Origin of the sequence: Ensifer sp. Root127, from assembly GCF_001425225.1 — a bacterium.
GTDB classification, from domain to species: domain Bacteria; phylum Pseudomonadota; class Alphaproteobacteria; order Rhizobiales; family Rhizobiaceae; genus Ensifer; species Ensifer canadensis.
In genome coordinates this window covers 112861-129411 of the sequence record NZ_LMDX01000044.1, presented here as the reverse complement: position 1 = coordinate 129411, position 16551 = coordinate 112861, and the positions used below count along the sequence as shown (strand labels likewise).

The following is a 16551-nucleotide window of genomic DNA, read 5'->3' as shown; positions in this document are numbered from 1 at the left end:
AAGGCGCCCCATTCCATTCAAATTCATGCATGCAGAGGGTGCCATGGCTGGCCATTCACAGTTCAAGAACATCATGCACCGCAAGGGCCGTCAGGATGCGGTGCGCTCGAAAATGTTTTCCAAGCTCGCGCGCGAAATCACGGTTGCGGCGAAGACCGGCATGCCCGATCCGTCGATGAACGCGCGCCTGCGTCTGGCGATCCAGAACGCCAAGGCGCAATCGATGCCGAAGGACAACATCGAACGTGCGATCAAGAAGGCCTCCGGCGGCGACGCGGAGAACTACGAAGAAGTCCGTTACGAAGGTTATGGCCCGGGCGGCGTCGCTGTTATCGTCGAGGCGTTGACCGACAACCGCAACCGTACCGCCTCCAACGTCCGCTCGACCTTCACCAAGGCCGGTGGCGCGCTTGGTGAAACCGGTTCGGTTTCCTTCTCCTTCGACCGTGTCGGCGAGATCACCTACAAGCTTTCGGTCGGCGACGCCGACAAGGTGATGGAAGCGGCGATCGAAGCCGGTGCCGACGACGTGACCACCGACGAGGACGGCCACACGATCATCTGCGGCTTCGAAGCGATCGGCGAAGTCTCCAAGGCTCTGGAAGACACGCTCGGCGAAGCCGAAACCGTCAATGCGATCTGGAAAGCCCAGAACACCGTGCCTGTTGACGAGGAGAAGGCGCAGTCGCTGATGAAGCTCATCGACATTCTTGAAGACGACGACGACGTGCAGAACGTCTATTCGAACTTCGAAGTGTCCGATGAGGTCATGGCGAAGCTTTCGGCCTGATCCGGATTTTTTCAGGCCTACTGCATGTCTCCTTAAGTCCCATCCGATTTAGGGACAAAAACATGCAGCAATTCAAAGTGCTACAGCGACCTTTGCGCGTCCAATCGGACGCACTGCGCTGTAGACGTCTTGATCTACCCGTGTCCTAAAGGGCACGGGTTTTTCTTTGGGCGTCACCGATGGGATGTGACTGATGACGTATGAGTTCGCGATCTTCGACTTCGACGGTACACTCGCCGATACGGCGGAGCTGTTCATGGCGGCGAGCAACCTTGCCGCCGCGCGCTTTGGGTTTCGCCAGCTCACGGTCGAGGAGTTCAAGGGGCTGCGCGCCATGGGCAGTCGCGAGATCATCGCGCATCTCGGCGTACCGATGTGGAAACTGCCGCAGATCGCCACTTTCATGCGGCAGGAAATGGCCGCCCAGGCTCGGGCCATTCAGCTTTTCCCCGGCGTTTCGGGCATGCTGACGGCGCTGAAGTCGGCTGGCATCGGCATCGCGGTCGTCAGTTCGAATGGCGAAGCGGCCGTTCGCAAGGCGCTGGGCGAGACCGCTGGCGCTATCGACCTGTTCGAATGCGGCGCCACACTGTTCGGCAAGGCGCAGCATTTCAAGAGGGTCGTCAAGTTTGCCGGCATCGATCCTTCGCGGATGCTTGCGATCGGCGACGAGGCTCGCGACATCGAGGCAGCCCGCAAAGTACGCATTGCGGCGGGCGCCGTCGGCTGGGGCTACGCCGATCCGGCGTTCCTGAAATCGCTCGGGCCGGATCGTTTCTTCGATCGCATCGACGAGATCCTGCCGGCCTTTCGGGTCGCGGGGCGGGGCTGACCAACTGATCAGGCCGCCTTGGCAAGCTCCTGCTGCGCCTCGGCGAAAAGCCGAAGCGACTTGAGCCGGGCATCCATGTCGAAGATCGGCATCGAGATGATCAGTTCGTCCGCCTTCGTTTGGTCAAGGAACGTTTCGATCTTTCTGCGGATGGTCTCCGGTCCACCGACGATGGCATAGGACATCGCGTGATCGACAAAGATCTTCTCATCCGAACTCCATAGCCCATCCATGGACGCCACCGGCGCCGGGAACCGGCCGCGGGCGTTGCGCCGCAGGGCGACGAAGGATTGCTGCATCGACGTGAAGAGGTAGTTCGCCTCCTCGTCGGTGGCAGCTGCCACGCCCATGACGCCGACCATCACGTGCGGCTTGTTGAGCGTCTGCGAAGGCGTGAAGCGCTCGCGATAGATCTCAAGCGCCGACAGCAGCATGTCGGGCGCGAAATGCGAGGCAAAGGCAAAGGGCAAACCGAGCATGCCGGCGAGATGGGCGCTGTAGTGGCTCGATCCGAGCAGCCAGATCGGCACATTGGTGTCGGAACCCGGAACCGCGATGATCTTCTGATCCTCGGCGACGGGGCCGAGCAGTGCCTGCAGTTCGACGACGTCATTGGGGAAGTTGTTGGCGCTCGCCTCCATATTGCGGCGAAGCGCCTGGGCGGTGCGCATGTCGGTGCCCGGCGCGCGGCCGAGCCCGAGATCGATGCGGCCGGGATAGAGGGCGGCAAGTGTGCCGAACTGCTCGGCAATCACCAGCGGCGAATGGTTCGGTAGCATGATACCGCCGGAGCCGACGCGGATCGTCTTCGTTCCTGCGGCGACGTGGGAAATGACGATCGAGGTCGCCGCGCTGGCAATGCCCTTCATGCCGTGATGTTCGGCCAGCCAGAAGCGCTTGTAGCCGTTTTCTTCGGCCGCCTGCGCCAAGAGCCTCGAGTTTTCGAGCGATTGGGCGACACTGCCGCCTTCGGTGATCGGGGAGAGATCGAGGACGGAGAAAGTCGCCATGAGCCAGGCCTTTATTGAGCGAAATTGATTGAATGGCTATGTAAGGTCAAAATTCCTCAATCCAAGGGTAGCGCTTGAGATTTCCGACAGCCGCGCTTGCCTCATGTGGATGTTTTTGTTTTGTTCACTTTTTGCTGGCAGCGTCCGGACACGCAGCATAGGGTGAAATTCATGCAAACCACGATTCGCATCATCGGCATCGATCCGGGCCTCCGCCGTACCGGCTGGGGCATCATCGAAACGCTTGGCAATTCGCTGCGTTTCGTCGCCTCCGGCACGGTGACATCCGATGGCGACATGGATCTCGCTTCGCGGCTCTGCCAGCTGCATGATGGCCTGGCGGAAGTCGTGCACAGTTATCAGCCAGACGAGGCCGCGGTGGAGCAGACCTTCGTCAACAAGGATGCAACGGCGACGCTGAAGCTCGGGCAGGCGCGCGGCATCGCCATGCTGGTGCCGGCGCGCGCGGGCTTGAGGGTTGCCGAATATGCGCCGAACGCGGTCAAGAAGGCCGTCATCGGTGTCGGCCACGGTGAAAAGCAGCAAATCCACATGATGCTGAAAGTCCTGATGCCGAAGGCCGAGTTCAAGGGCAACGATGCTGCCGACGCGCTCGCGATTGCCATTTGCCACGCGCACAACCGCCTGTCGGTGACCAGCCGGCTTGCGGCCCTGATGGGGTAGTTGCGCTGGTGCCGTTAATTTCCGATGGTCGGTCCGATCATCCCGCAATCCATCCATGAGAGACGACGCCACATGATCGGCAAATTGAAGGGTACTATCGACGAAATCGGCGAGGATCATGTCGTTCTCGACGTGCATGGCGTCGGCTATGTCGCCCATTGTTCGGCGCGCACATTGTCGAAGCTCGGTTCGGCGGGAGAGGCGGCGGTGCTGTTTATCGAGACCTATGTGCGCGAGGACCAGTTGAAGCTGTTCGGCTTCCTGACGGCGCTGGAGCGCGAGTGGTTCCGGCTGTTGCAGAGCGTCCAGGGGGTGGGCTCCAAGGTGGCGCTCGCTCTTTTGTCGACGCTGACGCCGGGCGAGCTTGCAAACGCGATTGCGCTACAGGACAAGACCTCGGTGTCGCGCGCGCCGGGTGTCGGCCCGAAGGTGGCGGTGCGCATCGTCACCGAACTGAAAAACAAGGCACCGGCGTTTGCCGGCGAAATGTCCGGCACGATCGGCCTCAAGCAGGAGCTTGGCGAGGGTGTTGCCTCGGCGCCGGTTTCAGACGCGGTGTCGGCGTTGACCAACCTCGGCTATTCCCGCGACCAGGCTGCAAATGCGGTTGCCGCGGCGCTGAAGAACGGCGGCGAGGACGCCGACAGCGCCAAGCTGATCCGGCTTGGCCTCAAGGAGCTGGCGCGATGATTCCTTGCGTTGTCGTGCCGGCCGATGCAAAACGGGCATTCTCTTTAACACCACGCGCAAGAATGCCCGATCGATTGGAACGGATGGATGACTGAAGCCGCACGCCTGATAACGCCGGAAAAGCGCGGCGAAGATCTCGATGCGACGATGCGTCCGCAGTCTCTGGACGAATTCACCGGCCAGGCGGAAGCCCGCGCCAACCTGAAGATCTTCATCGAAGCGGCGAAGAACCGCGGCGAAGCGCTCGATCACGTGCTGTTCGTCGGGCCGCCCGGTCTCGGCAAGACGACGCTGGCGCAGATCATGGCCAAGGAGCTGGGCGTCAACTTCCGCTCGACCTCCGGGCCTGTTATCGCCAAGGCGGGCGATCTGGCAGCGCTCCTGACCAATCTCGAAGAGCGCGACGTTCTGTTCATCGACGAAATCCACCGGCTCAACCCGGCGGTCGAGGAAATCCTCTATCCGGCGATGGAAGACTTCCAGCTCGATCTGATCATCGGCGAGGGACCGGCGGCGCGATCGGTGAAGATCGATCTGTCGAAGTTCACGCTGGTCGCTGCAACCACCCGTCTCGGCCTGCTGACGACGCCGCTGCGCGACCGCTTCGGTATTCCGGTGCGGCTCAATTTCTATACGGTCGAGGAACTGGAATCGATCGTGCGCCGCGGCTCCCGGCTGATGGGGCTCGGCATGACCGACGACGGCGCACGCGAGATTGCGCGGCGCGCACGGGGAACGCCGCGGATCGCCGGCCGCCTGCTGCGTCGCGTGCGTGATTTTGCCGAAGTGGCCCGGGCCGAAGCGGTGACCAAGCAGATCGCCGACGAGGCGCTGACGCGGCTTCTCGTCGACAATATGGGGCTCGACCAGCTCGACCGGCGCTATCTCTTCATGATCGCCCAGAATTTCGCTGGCGGGCCTGTCGGCATCGAGACCATTGCCGCCGGGCTTTCCGAACCGCGCGATGCGATCGAAGACATCATCGAACCCTATCTGATCCAGCAGGGTTTCATCCAGCGCACGCCGCGCGGCCGCATATTGACCGCCAATGCCTGGAAACATATCGGCCTCAATCCGCCAAAAGAGGTCGAGGCGACCCAGTTTCGATTGACGCTCGAGGACGAGTAAATGATCACGAGCCGTGGGCTTCTGAAGTTTCTCGGCGGCGGGATTGCCAGCATGGCGGCGCTTGGCGGCTATGCCTTTGCCATCGAGCCGCTCGCCCGGCTGAGCGTGACGCGTTATGCGCTGACGCCGCCGGGCTGGTCGCCGGGCTTGAAGCTGCGGGTGGTGGCACTTGCGGACATCCACGCCTGTGAGCCATGGATGTCCGCCAACCGCATCGCCTCGATCTGCCGGCAGGCCAATGCGCTTGGTGGCGATATCACCGTCCTTCTCGGCGACTATGCCGCCGGCATGAACCTGGTGACACGCTATGTGCATTCCAGCGAATGGTCGAAGGCGCTCGCGACGCTTGAGGCGCCGCTCGGCGTGCATGCGATCATGGGCAATCACGACTGGTGGGAGGACAGGACCGCGCAGAAGAACAGCGGCGGCCTCACCTTCGGTCACAAGGCGCTCGCCGACGTCGGCATCAACGTCTACAGCAATCGCGCCATCCGCCTGGAAAAGGATGGCCTCGGCTTCTGGCTCGCCGGCCTCGAAGACCAACTCGCGTTGGTGCCGGGCAAGAAATGGATGCGCAAGCATATGCAGGGCCTCGACGCTCTCGATGGCACGCTGGCACAAGTAGAAGACGACGCGCCGGTGATCCTGCTTGCCCATGAGCCCGACATTTTTCCGAAAGTGCCTTCGCGCGTTGCCTTGACGCTCTCGGGCCACACCCATGGTGGGCAGGTCCGGTTTCTCGGTCATGCTCCCGTCTTACCCTCGCGCTTCGGCGATCGGTATGCGTATGGTCATATGGTTGAAGACGATCGCAGCCTGATCGTTTCCGGCGGGCTCGGCTGCTCGATCGCGCCGGTCCGCTTCGGCGTGCCGCCGGAGATCGTCGTCATCGACCTCGGCTGAGGGGATTCCGGCCGCATGGCTTAGGCGCGCGGCCAAATGGCGTATTTCGGCGTGGCGGCGGGCTCGCTATGATCCGCGACAGCGCCACGCGTCTCATGAGACGCGCAGAGGTCGCTGTAGCACTTTGAATTGCTGCATGTTTCCTTGAACCGGATACGATTTAAGGAAACATGCAGTAGGGAAAGAGCCGGCCGTCGACGTTGGACGAGCGCTTTCCATTACCTGCATCGCCTCGATGAAGGTGGCAGGCGGCTTGGCGTCCATCCATTGAAGGGAAGAGTGAATGCTGGCGCGGCGCGGGTTCCTCAAGCTTCTCGGCGGGCTGGTGATGGCTGGGTTTGGCACCAGCGCCTATGCGGTGGGGGTCGAGCCGTTGCAGCGGCCGCTGGTGACGTCCTACGCTTTGCGGCCTGCCAACTGGCCGCCAGGCCTCAAGCTCAGGGTCGTCGTCCTGGCCGATATCCACGCCTGCGAACCCTGGATGCCTGTGCACCGGATTGCCGGCATCTGCGATCAGGCCAGTGCGCTTGGTGGCGACATCATCCTCCTTCTCGGCGACTATATGAGCAGCCTGCGCCTGACCGGTTTCATCGAACCCGCCCGTTGGGCCGAGGCATTGGCGCGGCTGAAAGCGCCTCTCGGGGTCCACGCGATCATAGGCAATCACGACTGGCTCAACGATCCGGTCGCCCGTCTGGCCGGGCATGGTCCGACGCTAGCCCACAGGGCGCTTGCCGGCGTTGGCATCCCGGTCTACGACAATCGTGCGCTGCGGCTCGAAAAGGACGGACGATCCTTCTGGCTCGCCGGTCTGGCCGATCAACTCGAGCCAACCTACCTGGCTCCCGACGGCTCAGGCATGATCCCCGGGCTCGATGACCTGCCCGGCACGATGGCCGGCATGGATGGTGACGATCCGATCATCCTGATGGCCCACGAGCCGGACATCTTTGTCGACGTGCCCCGGCGTGTATCGTTGACACTCGCCGGCCATACCCATGGCGGGCAGGTCAGGATTCTCGGCTATGCGCCGCTTGTCCCGTCGCGATACGGCAACCGCTATGCCTACGGCCACGTCGTCGAGGACGGTCGTCACATGATCGTCTCCGGTGGATTGGGTCTTTCGAATTTGCCGATCCGGATCGGATCGCCGCCGGAAATCGTTGCCATCGATATCGGCTAATGACAGCGTCGACTCAAGCAACGGGCTCGGTGATCTTGCCGAAGGTGAAGATGCAGATCGGCCGCTTGCTGATGGAAGGCATGTCGACCAAGCAGCGCAGCACCTTCCTCGTCTCCGGTGTAATATCGGCAACCTCCTGGTGCGTGCCGTTGATGCTCGGCGCATTGCCACAGCTCAATTTCGTCGTTCCGATGATGGTGATCCTGATGGCCTATGGCCTGCTGCTTGCCGCCGCGATCGTTGTCTCGCACAGCCTTCTCTTCGTGCTTCCGGCGGATAAAACCGGCAAATTCGATGAAAGCGCGGATCGAGCCGATGATGGGCCTGCTGTCGGTGGCTTGAGTTGGGGGATCACGGGTCTGGTTTGACCCGTGATCAGAAGGAAAGGCCCGTGACCTGAGACCCTGAACTTCCTCCAAATTTTGGTAGAGTCCGTCACATTGAGGAGACGGACGGAATGAAGCGTGCACGGTTCACGGAACAGCAGATCATCGGGATACTGAACGAGCAGGAGAGTGGCCAGAAGACGGCCGATGTCTGCCGCAGGCATGGGATATCGGAGGCAACCTTTTACAAATACAAGGCGAAGTATGGCGGCATGGATGTTTCCGACGCCAGGAAGCTAAAGGCTTTGGAAGATGAGAATGCCAAGCTGAAGAAACTGCTCGCCGAAGCAATGCTGGACAACGCGATCCTGAAGGACGTCGCATCAAAAAAATGGTGACGCCCGATGTGAAGCGAGATGCGGTGGCTCATGTCTGCAAGGAGCATGGTGTGAGCCAGCGTCGGGCGTGCGAGGTTTTGTCCATTGACCGGTCGAGCATGCGATATCGCAGTATTCGGCCTGATGACGCCCATATCCGGGATGCCATGAAGAAGGTAGCGTCAGAGCGCCGCCGTTTCGGCTATCGGCGCATCCACGTGATGTTGGATCGGCAGGGTATCGTCATGAACCTGAAGAAGCTCAGGCGGCTCTATCGGGAAGAGAAGCTGACCGTCCGCAAACGCGGCGGGCGCAAGCGTGCCCTGGGAACCAGGCGGTCGTTGGCATTGCCATCGCGTCCCAATGAGCGCTGGAGCCTGGACTTCGTTAGCGACGCCTTCACCGATGGTCGCCGCTTCCGCGTCCTGGCCGTTGTCGACGACTTCACCCGTGAGTGCTTGGCGCTAGTCGCCGACACGTCACTCTCAGGGCTGCGGCTTGCTCGGGAGTTGGATACGATCATCGCACGGCGCGGAAAGCCAAGGACCATTGTCTCTGACAATGGCACGGAAATGACCAGCATGGCCGTTCTCAAGTGGTGCCAGGGCACACACGTCGAATGGCATTACATCGCACCTGGCAAGCCGATGCAGAACGGTTTCGTTGAAAGCTTCAATGGCAGCTTCCGCGACGAATGCCTCAACGAAACCCTCTTCTCATCGCTGACACAGGCGCGGACGGACATCACAGCGTGGAAGGAGGACTACAACCGAAACAGACCACACTCATCGCTCGGAAATATCACACCCAGCGAATTCGCAATGAAAATGGCTATGGAAAAACAGGCCGCTTGAAGTCAGATTGAAACCAACGACTCTCCTGAAAAATGGAGGGAAGATGGGTCTCAGGTCACCCGGCGTCGAGCGCGACGCCGGGCCTTTCTGTTTATGGGTGTTGAGCAAACCGCGTCAGGCGGCCTTGCCGAAGAGATTTTGTAGAGCGCTACGCAAGCCGGGTACGACTTCATAGGTGTCGGTTACCAGAAGCAAACCATCCGCGCACTCGAACCAATCTCCTGCCATCCCCGCGATCCCTTTGATTGATGTGCTGAGCTTGGCAACCTCGATCGAGTTGGGCGGGGTGCTGATGACCCGCTCTGCAATCCAGGCGTCAAGCCAGCTTTGGTTCGCGGGTGAGACAGCCTCCAGCGCGGTTTGTGGGTGTTTGTCGAAATAGTCCTGAATAGCGATATTGGTCGGTGCGATGACGATCTGGTCGAGATTGCTGTCCCCGAAGGCATCGATGACGCGTGAGCGTTCAAGCGCCATCAGGAAGGTATCGGTCTTGCCGTCCCGGCCGGTTGTCGCCGCGAGAGAGCGTAGCGTCTCCAGTATCGTCGGAAGCTGTTGTTCCTGTTGCGCGTCGTCGGCGCCGGTCTTGATGAGGGACTGATAAACGAGGTCGATGCCGGGGGTGAACGACCGCTTGCGGATGCCGCGTGTCCAATTGTATTCGAAATCCACTTCGAAGCGACCTTTGAGATTGGGCACTGCGCCCTGCGGCACCTCGATGATCACGGCTGGGTTCCAGATATAGCCGGCATAGGATGGGCGGCCGGGATTTGCCGGCATTCCCGACGACACCCAGCCGACATGCGGCAAGCTGGTGTGCCACTCGATTGATCGCGATTCCGGGCGGGCCGCGAACGAGACCTCGGAAGCGGTGAAGCTGACGCCGACATTGGCGCTGAGCGAAGCGCCCGCCTTCGGGCCTTCCGAACTATACTCGGCGCTCAGTTCGCCGCCGATCGAGAAGCTGATGGTTGCCTGCTCGACCGTGCTGTTCGGCCCGAACGTCAAGAGACGTGCCTGTGCCGAGGTCGTTTCAATGCGCAGATTCATGTGGTTGGCATAAAAGCCGACCGAGACCCAATTGGACGACGGCTTGGACGGCGAGCCCTGAATGCCGTGGTAGACATCGCCGGCAACGAGATAATAGTCGCGCGTCAGATTCTGATCGCCGTGTATCAGCTTGTAGACCGATAGCAAGGCGTTCGCGGTCAGGGTTTGCGATGAGGTTTTGACCGTACCCCATCCAAAATCCTTACCGCCGTTCGTTCTCCATTCACCGTTCAAAGTGCCGACAAGCTTCCAGACTTCAGGATTCAACGTCTCGATAGGCATCGTTTTGTTTCCTTCGAAGCGCCGTCGATCGACGGGAGGTTGAGCTGTGGAGCGAGACCGGAACCGGCCCGCGCAGCCACCTTAACGCAGATATTCGAAGACAACCTAAGGTAATTATTTGTGCATTAAAGCTCTTTAAACGAGTCCTAAAATTAGACAAGCAGGACTCTGGTCCTATGCGCTTGCGGCGTCAGGCAAGCAGCGTTCTGACCGTTGCCCGCAATCGCTCCAGCCCACCCGGCTGCCAGCCAAGTGCCCGGATCTTCTCGCTATTCATGGCGTTGAAGGCAGTCAGGGTGGCCGGGCGCGGAAGGGCGTGCTTGGATCCGGTGATCTGCTGAACGATTGCCAGAATGGCACGGTTGTCGACGAGGACATCGGAGATATTGAACACGCGGCTCGTCAGGCGGTCGAGCGGTGCTTCGAGGGTGAGGCGAACGGCGGCGGCCACATCATCGCCATGAACTTCCGTGCCGGCGCGTGGCGCAATCTCTCGGCCCGCGAGATAGTCATCGAAAAGCGGCTGCCATTTGTGAGCGGCACCTGTGCCGGACCGTCCGTAGACGCCGGTCACACGCAGGCTCACCGCCTTGAATGCGTTCGTGCCTAGTGCGGCCAGTGCATTTTCGGCTTCCAGCTTGAGGCTGCCATAGAGGCTTTCGGGATGGCAGGGCGTATCTTCAAACAGTTCTACGCCCGGCAGTTCGTCGCCATAGACGGCGCGGCTCGACAGGAAGACGCAACGCTTCACGCCGTGGTCGCGGGCGGTTCGAAACAGGCGGACGGAGCCGTCCAGATTGCTGCGGCGGAACCCTTCCGGGTCATCGCCTTCGCCGCCCCGATAACGCCCGGCGACATGCTGGAAGGCGGCATGGACGAAGTGGTCGACGTCACGGAAGGCGACGCTCTGATCGATATCCGGGTCGAGAGCGAGCGGAACGAAAGCGACAGGCTTCGAGAAGAAGGCGGGAGCGGGCGGAGTGCGGCCGCCGGCAACAACGTCATACCCGGCGGCCATCAGATGTTCGACGATGAAGCGGCCGACGAAACCGGTGCCACCGGAGACGAGCACGCGCGTCATGACTGAGCCGGATTCGCAAGGGTTGCTATGTCTGGAATATTCTCGCCGGTTAGGTAGGCGGACCAGAGGTCGATCAACGGACGAAGCTGCTTGGTGCGGGGATGGTCCTTCTCCCACGGCTTTTCGTACTGGTAGTGCAACACGCCGATCGACGACCAGTCCCAGAGTTCTGGCAAATTGAACCAGACATATTGCAGCATGTTCATGGTCACCGGCAGGCCATGCCATTCGGGAAAAAAGCTCTGCAGGAAGGTCTGGTCGGTGCGGGGCCAGAAGGCTTCGGGCGCGTCGAGCCTTTCGACCATGGCGCGGAACGTCGCGATGGATGGCTCGGCAACGAAGACGCCGGAATTCAAACGGTGAAAATCGGCAAGACCTTCATAGACATTCGGCGCGGCGGAAAACTCCGGATAGCCAAACAGCCGGTCGATGTTTCTGAGAACGATCGCATCGGCGTCGATGAACACGCAGCGGCGATATTCTGTCAGCTGCCAGAGCCGCAGCTTGCAGAAATTGTCGAGCGGCGAATGAAAAGCCGGCTTGCGCCCCTTGGTGAAGGGCGCTTTGTCGTGGACGTTGCGCTTGCCGTGGCGCTCGTTGAAGGCTTCCGAGAGCGGCAGCAGCTCCGTTTCGATGAGGCGGCAGCCGAAGGTTGAGATTGGCGCAAGGACGTCGGCGGCAACACCGCCGGTGTGGAGAACGACGATATCGGCCAGGGTGTTCGTCAGGCGGATCGAGCGGACGAGCGCGCGGGCGCCGAGCGCATAGTCGGCATTGGTCACGAGCGTCACGAATGCATGATCGGACGAGGCAGGGGAGGAGGGGCGGAGCCCCTCCGGGTGATCGTCAAGTGATGTCATGAAACGGATTTCAGCCGCTTGCCCTCAGGGTCGTGGTTGATGCGCATCGCGATATCCTTGGTCCAGGCGGAGACGGCCGGAACGCGCGAGCGATCGACGCGATAGGCAAATTTCCTGGCGACATCGACGATTTCGGAAAGCAGACCATCTCTGAGACGGATCGGATCGAGGCCGAGCCCCAGGAACTTTTCGTTGTGCACAACGAGTTCATTTTCCGCCGCTTCCTTGCGCGGGTTGGGCAGCCAGGCAATCTGCGAACCGGAGATCGTGGCGATCATTTCGGCGAGGTCCCGCACCCGGTGGGTTTCCGTCATCTGGTTAAAAATTTCGACGCGGCTGCCACGGGCCGGCGGGTTCTTCAGCGCCAGTTCGATGCAGCGCACGGAATCCTGGATATGGATGAAGGCGCGTGTCTGGCCGCCGGTACCATGCACGGTCAGCGGATAGCCGATCGCCGCCTGGATGAGGAAACGGTTCAGCACGGTGCCATAGTCGCCGTCATAGTCGAAACGGTTGATCAACTGAGCGTGCCTGCGGGTCTGCTCCGTGTGGGTGCCCCAGACGATGCCCTGGTGCAGGTCGGTGATCCTGAGGCCATCGTTCTTGGCGTAGAACTGGAAAAGCAGCTGATCCAGGCACTTGGTCATGTGGTAGATCGAGCCGGGATTCGAGGGATAGAGGATGTCCTGGGTCACGGTTTTGCCCGCCATCGTCTCGATGCCAACAGGCAAATAGCCCTCGGGGATCGCCGCGCCGACGGTGGAATAGCCATAGACGCCCATGGTGCCGAGATGCACCAGATGTGCATCGAGTTCGAGTTCGACGAGGGCGTTCAGCAGATTATGCGTGGCATTGACGTTGTTGTTGACGGTGTAGTTCTTGTGCCGGTCGCTCTTCATCGAATAGGGCGCTGCGCGCTGTTCGGCGAAATGCACGATCGCGTCGGGGCGGTGTTCCGTAAGCCAGTTCTTCAAAAGCTCGTAGTCGCGGGCAAGATCGATCAGGTTGAAATGAATGCGACGGCCGGTTTCGGCATGCCAGATGCGGGTACGCTCCTGGATCGAATCCATCGGGGTCAGAGACTGCACGCCGAGCTCGGTATCAATCCAGCGGCGTGAGAGATTGTCGAGAATATGGATGTCATGACCGGCGTCGGACAGGTGAAGGGCCGTTGGCCAGCCGATGAAACCATCACCGCCGAGGATCGCAATCTTCATGCACGGTTCTCCTGATCAGGAAGGAAAGCTGTGTCACGTGTAGGATAGGTTTGTGACAAAGCTGCAATGCTTGCAAATGCCTTTTTGTTCCTGCACAGGATTTGGGAAATTCTTGTCGGAGAGAAGCATGTCCCTGATCTCGATTGCAGGCGAACTGACCGAAGGCGGCCATCGACTGGTCCAGCGCGTTTATTACGAAGACACCGATTTTTCCGGCGTCGTTTATCACGCCCGCTACTTGCATTTCATGGAGCGCGCCCGCACGGATTTCCTGCGGCTGCTCGGCGTCGAGCAGGCGACGCTGGCGATCGAGGGGGACAGCGAGGGTCTCGTCTTTGTCGTGCATCGCATGGAGATCGACTTCAAGGCGCCGGCGCGCATGGACGACATCCTGACGATCGGCACGGTGACGGAGAAAGCGGGCGGTGCCAAGATGGTGCTGCTGCAGGAGATCCGCCGTGATGGGCAATTGCTGATCGCCGCCAAGGTGATTATCGCGGTGATCAACGGCCAGGGCCGTCCCCGCCGCCTGCCCGAAGCGCTGGCGACGAAATTCACACAGGCAAGGCAAAGCGTGGGTTAAGCCGGCACGTGCTGTTGCATGCATCGAAGCGTCCTTTCTGAAGGGCGCTTTTTTCGTTGCCAGGAGGTTAGTTGCAACCCGTACCGCTTGTGCAGCTGACGATCATGCGGACGTACGTATGGATCGAGGGCCTGCGGCAGGTGGCGGCCTAGCCGCCCCGCTTATTCGGCCAGCGTATCCAGTATCTTCTTGGTCAGGGACTGCCTTGTATCGCCAAGCTCAGACCAGGGTTCCATTCCATTTTCGATGCGCTGGAGGATATCGGCGATATGGAAACCGTTGGCTGCGTCGAGGTTGGAAAGCTCGCTCCAGCTGACGGGCGTTGCCACCGGTCCACCTGCGCGGGCTCGGGTGGAATAGGGAGCGATCGCTGTCGCGCCGCGTTCGTTCCTCAGCCAGTCGATGAAGATCCTGCCCTGGCGCTTTGCCTTCGACATGGTGGCAATGAAATTATCCGGATCGCGGTCGGCAAAGCCCTGCGCGAACGACTTGGCGAAGCGTTTCGCGTCCTCCCATGGTGCGCGTGGCGCCAGCGGAACGATGACATGCACGCCCTTGCCGCCGGTAACCATGGGAACCGATTGGAGGCCGATGTCGTCGAGCGCGTCTCGAAGGCGGAGTGCGGCGTCCTTGACGGTTGAAAAATCGACGCTTGGGTCGGGGTCGAGGTCGAACACCAATCGGTCCGGCGTCTCGATCTTGTCGACCGGCGATCCCCAGATGTGAAATTCCAGCGTTCCCATCTGGACCGCCGCAACAAGACCCTTGGCATCACGCACATACATGTAGTTCTCGGTGTCGCCGGAGGATTCCTTCACCGGTGTATCGCGGATCTCGGCCGGAAAACCCTCGCTGGCATGCTTCTGGTAAAAGCATTGGCCGCGTCCGCCCTGCGGGCACCGCATCAGCGACAGCAGGTGACCGCTGGCAAAGGGCAGCATCTTGTCCGCCACGACGGCGTAGTAGCGGGCGAGATCGAGCTTGGTGATGCGCTCTCCCTCGAACAGCTCGCGCTCCGGATGGGTGATGCGAACGCCGAGAACGGTGTCGTCCGTAACCGAATTCGCCGCGCTCGGCGTTTCGCGCGAGGCACGCTTCGCGTTGCCCTGCGCACGCACTGCTTGGTTCGGCGCACGTTTCGCATCGGGTTCGGGCTCCTTCGTCATCTTCGGTCTTTCCTGTGTCACGGCCTTGGCCTCCTTGTCGCGGCGCAGCCCTTCGAAGCGCCGTGGCGAATGTGTCCATCGTCAGAGAACTCGGCTAAGTCGAACTAGGCCACCAGATCCGGCGTGTGCCGGCGGGGCCCATGCCGTCGAGCAATGCTTGCAGCTCGTGCCGTCGCTTGATGAGCGGGTTCTTGCGCAGGTCAGCGTTCTCCGTTCAGCGGTTTGGTGCCTGACGCGCGGACTGCGTCTTGGGCGAGGGCCTGCTCGATGCCCGCGATATCTTCGCTGGTGATGGCAGGGATCGGATCGGAGATGATTGCCTGAAGCACCTCGCTGGATAGGACGCCGTTGGCGAGTGCCTCTTCCAGCGCGGCGCGGGTTTCCCGCTCGGCCTTCAACTGCGCGTAGAGTGCCAGGATCAAGCGATCGCGCTGATCGAAGTGCTGCGGGGTGGACCGCCGGTCGCGATGTCGTGTCGTTTGCGTGGTCATGGCGAGAAAACGCCCGCCGACGAGGGAAGTTCCGTGATGGGCGCTTGGCCTCAAGGTGCGGCCGGAAAGACACAGCGCGGTAACACTCCCTTAACCATAATGGTGTCTTAATCAGCCCATCAGGATTTGTGCAGTGCACGTCATCCTTTGACCAAAATTGACGGCAAGAAGGCAACCATAAGCTAATAAAGGTCGCGATGGTGCGACCAGCGGCGGCGCCGGGGCATTCTTGCAACAGGACGTTTGGGCTACCCGGTCACGAGCATGAGCCGCTCTTGCCGGGTGTTTGGATTCGGGGACTGAAAACGATGGAACAGGTTGGATTGGCCGCTGCGACGCACGATGTGACCCTCTGGTCGCTGTTCATGCAAGCGGGCTTTGTCGTGAAGTTGGTCATGCTGGGGCTGATTGCAGCTTCGGTGTGGACATGGGCGATCGTCGTCGACAAGACGCTGAACTACGGCCGTGTCCGTCGCCAGCTCGACGGCTTCGAGCAGGTGTTCTGGTCGGGCCAATCGCTCGAAGAGCTGTACCGCACGCTCTCCGACCGTCAGACGGCGGGCATGGGTGCGATCTTCGTCTCGGCGATGCGCGAATGGAAGAAAAGCTTCGAGCGTGGCGCGCGTTCGCCAATCGGTCTGCAGATGCGTATAGACCGGGCCATGGACGTGACGCTTGCGCGTGAATCGGAATCGCTGGAAGCGCGCCTCGGTTCGCTCGCGACCATCGGTTCGGCGGCACCCTTCATCGGCCTCTTCGGTACCGTCGTCGGTATCATGACCTCGTTCCAGGCGATCGCCGGTTCGAAGTCGACCAACCTTGCAGTTGTGGCCCCCGGTATCGCCGAAGCGCTGCTGGCAACGGCCATCGGCCTGCTCGCCGCTATTCCCGCGGTTATCGCCTACAACAAGTTTTCCGCTGACGCCGGCAAGCTGTCGGCGCGTATGGAAGCCTTCGCCGACGAGTTTTCCGCGATCCTGTCGCGGCAGATCGACGAGAAACTGCAGAACCCGCGCCAGGCCGCGCAGTAATCGCCAGAGAGCACGG

General features: G+C 61.0%; 17 protein-coding genes and 1 pseudogene. 11 read left to right on the top strand and 7 right to left on the bottom strand.

The features are described from left to right. Nucleotides 1-43 precede the first annotated feature (43 nt). The gene (locus ASD03_RS30325; RefSeq protein ID WP_025424746.1) at nucleotides 44-790 is read left to right on the top strand and encodes a YebC/PmpR family DNA-binding transcriptional regulator; all 747 of its coding nucleotides are present in this window, start codon (nucleotides 44-46) and stop codon (nucleotides 788-790) included. A 193-nt stretch (nucleotides 791-983) separates the two neighbouring features. Continuing rightward, nucleotides 984-1622: an HAD hydrolase-like protein gene (locus ASD03_RS30320; protein ID WP_057205703.1), complete on the top strand. Its 639-nt coding sequence runs from the start codon at nucleotides 984-986 to the stop codon at nucleotides 1620-1622. 8 nt (nucleotides 1623-1630) lie between these two features. Here ASD03_RS30320 and ASD03_RS30315 read toward each other — a convergent pair whose 3' ends face one another. Next, nucleotides 1631-2632: an LLM class flavin-dependent oxidoreductase gene (locus ASD03_RS30315; protein ID WP_057205705.1), complete on the bottom strand. Its 1002-nt coding sequence runs from the start codon at nucleotides 2630-2632 to the stop codon at nucleotides 1631-1633. Nucleotides 2633-2803: 171 nt separating this feature from the next. Here ASD03_RS30315 and ruvC point away from each other — a divergent pair, with 171 nt between their 5' ends. The 7 genes from ruvC (at nucleotide 2804) to ASD03_RS30275 (ending at nucleotide 8777) form a co-directional block, all read left to right on the top strand. After that, complete coding sequence (gene ruvC, locus ASD03_RS30310; RefSeq protein ID WP_025424743.1) at nucleotides 2804-3316, top strand: crossover junction endodeoxyribonuclease RuvC; 513 nt, start codon at nucleotides 2804-2806, stop codon at nucleotides 3314-3316. 72 nt (nucleotides 3317-3388) lie between these two features. Next, on the top strand, nucleotides 3389-4006 hold the full coding sequence (gene ruvA, locus ASD03_RS30305) for a Holliday junction branch migration protein RuvA (RefSeq protein WP_025424742.1): 618 nt from the start codon (nucleotides 3389-3391) through the stop codon (nucleotides 4004-4006). 87 nt (nucleotides 4007-4093) lie between these two features. Then, nucleotides 4094-5134: a Holliday junction branch migration DNA helicase RuvB gene (ruvB, locus tag ASD03_RS30300; RefSeq protein ID WP_057205706.1), complete on the top strand. Its 1041-nt coding sequence runs from the start codon at nucleotides 4094-4096 to the stop codon at nucleotides 5132-5134. Next, nucleotides 5135-6037 (top strand): metallophosphoesterase, encoded by a 903-nt coding sequence (locus ASD03_RS30295; RefSeq protein WP_057217924.1) that lies wholly within the window; start codon nucleotides 5135-5137, stop codon nucleotides 6035-6037. A 283-nt stretch (nucleotides 6038-6320) separates the two neighbouring features. Further along, the gene (locus tag ASD03_RS30290; protein ID WP_057205711.1) at nucleotides 6321-7220 is read left to right on the top strand and encodes a metallophosphoesterase; all 900 of its coding nucleotides are present in this window, start codon (nucleotides 6321-6323) and stop codon (nucleotides 7218-7220) included. Further along, entirely contained in the window at nucleotides 7220-7588 is a 369-nt protein-coding gene (locus ASD03_RS30285) for a hypothetical protein (protein ID WP_057205713.1), read from the top strand. The genes ASD03_RS30290 and ASD03_RS30285 overlap by 1 nt, the downstream gene beginning before the upstream one ends. Nucleotides 7589-7677: 89 nt before the next feature. After that, nucleotides 7678-8777 (top strand): IS3 family transposase gene (locus ASD03_RS30275; RefSeq protein WP_244494716.1). Its coding sequence is split into 2 segments (ribosomal slippage): nucleotides 7678-7939 and nucleotides 7939-8777, totalling 1101 coding nucleotides; the frame shifts between segments, so codons are not numbered across the junction. Between the two features lie 114 nt (nucleotides 8778-8891). Here ASD03_RS30275 and ASD03_RS30270 read toward each other — a convergent pair. The 4 genes from ASD03_RS30270 to ASD03_RS30255 all read right to left on the bottom strand — a co-directional run bounded on the left by ASD03_RS30270 (nucleotide 8892) and on the right by ASD03_RS30255 (nucleotide 13264). After that, on the bottom strand, nucleotides 8892-10106 hold the full coding sequence (locus ASD03_RS30270) for a hypothetical protein (protein WP_057206614.1): 1215 nt from the start codon (nucleotides 10104-10106) through the stop codon (nucleotides 8892-8894). A 190-nt stretch (nucleotides 10107-10296) separates the two neighbouring features. Beyond that, nucleotides 10297-11187 (bottom strand): NAD(P)-dependent oxidoreductase, encoded by an 891-nt coding sequence (locus tag ASD03_RS30265; protein ID WP_057206611.1) that lies wholly within the window; start codon nucleotides 11185-11187, stop codon nucleotides 10297-10299. After that, a complete protein-coding gene (locus tag ASD03_RS30260; protein ID WP_057217920.1) occupies nucleotides 11184-12047 on the bottom strand; it encodes a glycosyltransferase in 864 nt (287 codons plus the stop codon). The genes ASD03_RS30265 and ASD03_RS30260 overlap by 4 nt, the downstream gene beginning before the upstream one ends. Further along, on the bottom strand, nucleotides 12044-13264 hold the full coding sequence (locus ASD03_RS30255; protein ID WP_057206608.1) for an NAD-dependent epimerase/dehydratase family protein: 1221 nt from the start codon (nucleotides 13262-13264) through the stop codon (nucleotides 12044-12046). Before ASD03_RS30255 ends, ASD03_RS30260 begins: the two co-directional genes overlap by 4 nt. Before the next feature lie 127 nt (nucleotides 13265-13391). Here ASD03_RS30255 and ybgC point away from each other — a divergent pair, with 127 nt between their 5' ends. Then, the gene (ybgC, locus tag ASD03_RS30250; RefSeq protein WP_025424733.1) at nucleotides 13392-13847 is read left to right on the top strand and encodes a tol-pal system-associated acyl-CoA thioesterase; all 456 of its coding nucleotides are present in this window, start codon (nucleotides 13392-13394) and stop codon (nucleotides 13845-13847) included. Between the two features lie 161 nt (nucleotides 13848-14008). On the opposite strand, the pseudogene ligD reads toward ybgC, so the two are convergent. Both ligD and ASD03_RS30240 read right to left on the bottom strand, forming a co-directional pair. Continuing rightward, nucleotides 14009-15135 (bottom strand): annotated as a pseudogene (ligD, locus tag ASD03_RS30245) (non-homologous end-joining DNA ligase); the annotation flags it as partial. A 78-nt stretch (nucleotides 15136-15213) separates the two neighbouring features. Then, nucleotides 15214-15504 (bottom strand): hypothetical protein, encoded by a 291-nt coding sequence (locus ASD03_RS30240; RefSeq protein WP_025424732.1) that lies wholly within the window; start codon nucleotides 15502-15504, stop codon nucleotides 15214-15216. Between the two features lie 308 nt (nucleotides 15505-15812). Between ASD03_RS30240 and tolQ the strand changes: the two genes are divergently transcribed. After that, nucleotides 15813-16535: a protein TolQ gene (gene tolQ, locus ASD03_RS30235; protein ID WP_025424731.1), complete on the top strand. Its 723-nt coding sequence runs from the start codon at nucleotides 15813-15815 to the stop codon at nucleotides 16533-16535. The last annotated feature ends 16 nt before the right edge of the window (nucleotides 16536-16551 follow it).

Excerpts from the sequence above, each read along its gene's own strand:
- ASD03_RS30325 (WP_025424746.1), top strand. The coding sequence starts at position 44 with ATGGCTGGCCATTCACAGTTCAAGAACATCATGCACCGCAAGGGCCGT.
- ASD03_RS30320 (WP_057205703.1), top strand. The coding sequence starts at position 984 with ATGACGTATGAGTTCGCGATCTTCGACTTCGACGGTACACTCGCCGAT.
- ASD03_RS30315 (WP_057205705.1), bottom strand. The coding sequence starts at position 2,632 with ATGGCGACTTTCTCCGTCCTCGATCTCTCCCCGATCACCGAAGGCGGC.
- ruvC (WP_025424743.1), top strand. The coding sequence starts at position 2,804 with ATGCAAACCACGATTCGCATCATCGGCATCGATCCGGGCCTCCGCCGT.
- ruvA (WP_025424742.1), top strand. The coding sequence starts at position 3,389 with ATGATCGGCAAATTGAAGGGTACTATCGACGAAATCGGCGAGGATCAT.
- ruvB (WP_057205706.1), top strand. The coding sequence starts at position 4,094 with ATGACTGAAGCCGCACGCCTGATAACGCCGGAAAAGCGCGGCGAAGAT.
- ASD03_RS30295 (WP_057217924.1), top strand. The coding sequence starts at position 5,135 with ATGATCACGAGCCGTGGGCTTCTGAAGTTTCTCGGCGGCGGGATTGCC.
- ASD03_RS30290 (WP_057205711.1), top strand. The coding sequence starts at position 6,321 with ATGCTGGCGCGGCGCGGGTTCCTCAAGCTTCTCGGCGGGCTGGTGATG.
- ASD03_RS30285 (WP_057205713.1), top strand. The coding sequence starts at position 7,220 with ATGACAGCGTCGACTCAAGCAACGGGCTCGGTGATCTTGCCGAAGGTG.
- ASD03_RS30270 (WP_057206614.1), bottom strand. The coding sequence starts at position 10,106 with ATGCCTATCGAGACGTTGAATCCTGAAGTCTGGAAGCTTGTCGGCACT.
- ASD03_RS30265 (WP_057206611.1), bottom strand. The coding sequence starts at position 11,187 with ATGACGCGCGTGCTCGTCTCCGGTGGCACCGGTTTCGTCGGCCGCTTC.
- ASD03_RS30260 (WP_057217920.1), bottom strand. The coding sequence starts at position 12,047 with ATGACATCACTTGACGATCACCCGGAGGGGCTCCGCCCCTCCTCCCCT.
- ASD03_RS30255 (WP_057206608.1), bottom strand. The coding sequence starts at position 13,264 with ATGAAGATTGCGATCCTCGGCGGTGATGGTTTCATCGGCTGGCCAACG.
- ybgC (WP_025424733.1), top strand. The coding sequence starts at position 13,392 with ATGTCCCTGATCTCGATTGCAGGCGAACTGACCGAAGGCGGCCATCGA.
- ASD03_RS30240 (WP_025424732.1), bottom strand. The coding sequence starts at position 15,504 with ATGACCACGCAAACGACACGACATCGCGACCGGCGGTCCACCCCGCAG.
- tolQ (WP_025424731.1), top strand. The coding sequence starts at position 15,813 with ATGGAACAGGTTGGATTGGCCGCTGCGACGCACGATGTGACCCTCTGG.